Origin of the sequence: Vibrio sp. VP6 (assembly GCF_028823755.1) — a bacterium.
GTDB classification, from domain to species: Bacteria; Pseudomonadota; Gammaproteobacteria; order Enterobacterales; family Vibrionaceae; genus Vibrio; species Vibrio parahaemolyticus.
Map to the genome: position 1 here is coordinate 1 of NZ_JAPEID010000101.1, position 3,135 is coordinate 3,135.

The following is a 3,135-nucleotide window of genomic DNA, read 5'->3' on the forward strand; positions in this document are numbered from 1 at the left end:
CGACCATCACAAACGTCGATGCCATTATGGTTGATGAAGACGATTTATCGGGCGTTGGTTCTGCTCAAGATGGTGTCGTTTCTATTGACGGTAAATTCACCACAACAGAAGGCTCTGATCGCGTGGTGAGCTATCAACTTGATTCCTCGACGGATCCTGTTACTGGCCTTACCTCACATGGCGAAGCGATTGTACTCGTAGAAACGGCAAATGCTGACGGCAGCTTCACTTACAGTGCGACGGCAGATGGCAATCCAGTATTTACGTTGGTAGTGAATGTGGATGGCTCTTACAACTTCACGTTGGAAGGCCCAATCGATCACGCTATTAATAGCGACGAGCTAACGCTGAACTTCCCAATCATCGCAACGGACTTTGATGGTGACACCAGCTCAGCGGTGATCCCAGTGACTATCGTCGATGACCAACCGACCATCACAAACGTCGATGCCATTACAGTGGATGAAGACGATTTAACGAGTATTGGCTCTGCTCAAGATGGCGTTGTTTCTATTGATGGCAAGTTCACCACAACTGAAGGTTCTGACCGAGTGGTGAGCTATCAACTCGATGGTTCGATGAACCCTGTAGCAGGATTAACGTCGCACGGCGAAGTTGTTGATTTAGTTGAAACAGCGAATGCAGATGGCAGCTTCACTTACACCGCGACCGCTAACGGCAATCCTGTCTTTACGTTGGTGGTGAATACCGATGGTTCATACAACTTTACGTTGGAAGGCCCAATCGATCACGCAACTGGTAGTGATGAACTGACGCTGAATTTTCCAATCATCGCGACCGACTTTGATGGCGATACGTCATCGGCAACCATCCCTGTAACCATTGTTGATGACCAGCCAACAATTAACGATGTTCAAGCGATCACCGTTGATGAAGATGACCTCGCGCAGATTGGCTCGGCTCAAGACGGTTCTGTATCGATTAACGGACACTTCACCACCAATCAAGGTTCTGATGGCGTAGTGAGTTACCAATTGGATGCCAGTGCGACGCCTGTTGATGGGCTTACTTCGCAAGGTGTTGCGGTGACATTGAGTGAAACGGCAAATCCAGATGGTAGTTTCACTTATACGGCAACCGCAGGAACCAATCCTGTCTTTACGTTAACTGTTAATCCAGATGGCAGCTACAACTTTACACTCGAAGGCCCAATTGACCATGCGAGTAACAGTGACGAACTGACGCTGAACTTCCCAATCATCGCGACGGATTTTGATGGTGATAGTAGTGTCATGGTTTTGCCTGTCACTATTCAAGATGATGTTCCTACGATTGAGAATGTCGTGCCTCTCACTGTGGATGAAAATAATCTCATCACGAATGGTGGGCAAGCAAACGCGTTGTTGGTTGAAGGGCAGTTTACAACCACGCAAGGCTCAGATGGTGTGGTTCAGTACCAGCTTGAGACTGGTTCAGACCCGCTAAACGGTTTGACCTCCAACGGTCAAGTTATCACGTTGGTTGAAGTCAGCAATGCCAACGGCAGCTTTACCTACACAGCGACGGCAAACGGCAATTCGGTATTTACGTTGCAGGTAAACAACGATGGTAGTTATTCATTTGAACTGCAAGGGGCTGTCGATCATGCTCCAAATAGTGACACCTTAACGCTAGATTTTTCTATCATTGCGACGGATTTTGATGGCGATACAAGCCAGGTCACGTTACCAGTCACAATCGTTGACTCGTTGCCAGTAATCTCTGCTGTTGATGCTATCAATGTTGATGAAGACGATCTGGTCAATGTTGGCTCAGACCAAAACGACCCAGTTTCAATTGATGGCAAGTTTACGACCACTGAAGGTGCAGACAGAGTCGTGAGTTACCAGCTTGACTCGAATGCGAAACCTGTTGATGGGCTCACCTCGCAAGGCAATTCAGTGACGTTGATAGAGACTGCCAATCCTGATGGCAGCTTCAGCTACGTTGCGACCGCAGATGGCAACCCTGTCTTTACGTTGGTCGTGAAAACGGATGGCAGTTATAACTTCACACTGGAAGGCCCAATCGATCACGCTATTAATAGCGATGAGCTAACGCTGAACTTCCCAATTGTTGCGACTGACTTTGATGGCGATACAACTTCTGCCATCATCCCTGTAACTATCGTCGACGATAAACCAGTCATCACGAATGTGGATGCAATCCAAGTTGATGAAGATGACTTGACGGGGATTGGCTCAGACCAAAGTGATGCACTTTCTATAAACGGTCAATTTGCGACAACGCAAGGTTCTGATGGTGTCGTTAGTTATCAATTGGATTCTTCTGCCGACCCTGTAGCAGGGCTGACATCGCAAGGTATCGCGGTAACGATGACTGAAACGGCCAACCCAGACGGCAGTTTTACTTATCAAGCCACCGCAGGTGGTAACGCGGTCTTTACCTTGATTGTTAACGTAGATGGTTCTTATAACTTTACGCTAGAAGGCCCACTCGACCATGCCAATGGTAGTGACGAACTGACGCTGAACTTCCCAATCATTGCAACGGACTTTGATGGTGACACCAGCTCCGCGGTGATCCCAGTGACCATCGTAGATGACCAACCAACTATCACAAACGTCGATTCTATTACGGTTGATGAAGACGATTTATCGGGCGTTGGTTCTGCTCAAGATGGTGTCGTTTCTATTGACGGTAAATTCACCACAACAGAAGGCTCTGATCGCGTGGTGAGCTATCAACTTGATTCCTCGACGGATCCTGTTGCTGGCCTTACCTCACATGGCCAAGCGGTTGTACTCGTAGAAACGGCAAATGCTGACGGCAGTTTCACTTACAGTGCGACGGCAGATGGCAATCCAGTATTTACGTTGATAGTGAACGCTGATGGCTCTTACAACTTCACGTTGGAAGGCCCAATCGATCACGCTATTAATAGCGACGAGCTAACGCTGAACTTCCCAATCATCGCAACGGACTTTGATGGTGACACCAGCTCTGCGGTGATCCCAGTGACTATCGTCGATGACCAACCGACCATCACAAACGTCGATGCCATTACAGTGGATGAAGACGATTTAACGAGTATTGGCTCTGCTCAAGATGGCGTTGTTTCTATTGATGGCAAGTTCACCACAACGGAAGGTTCTGACCGAGTGGTGAGCTATC

General features: G+C 48.1%; 1 protein-coding gene. It reads left to right on the forward strand.

What is annotated here, in order from left to right:
- Nucleotides 1–3,135, forward strand: a 3,135-nt coding sequence (locus tag OU793_RS23920) for a VCBS domain-containing protein (protein ID WP_274647883.1), incomplete at both ends; no start/stop codon positions are given.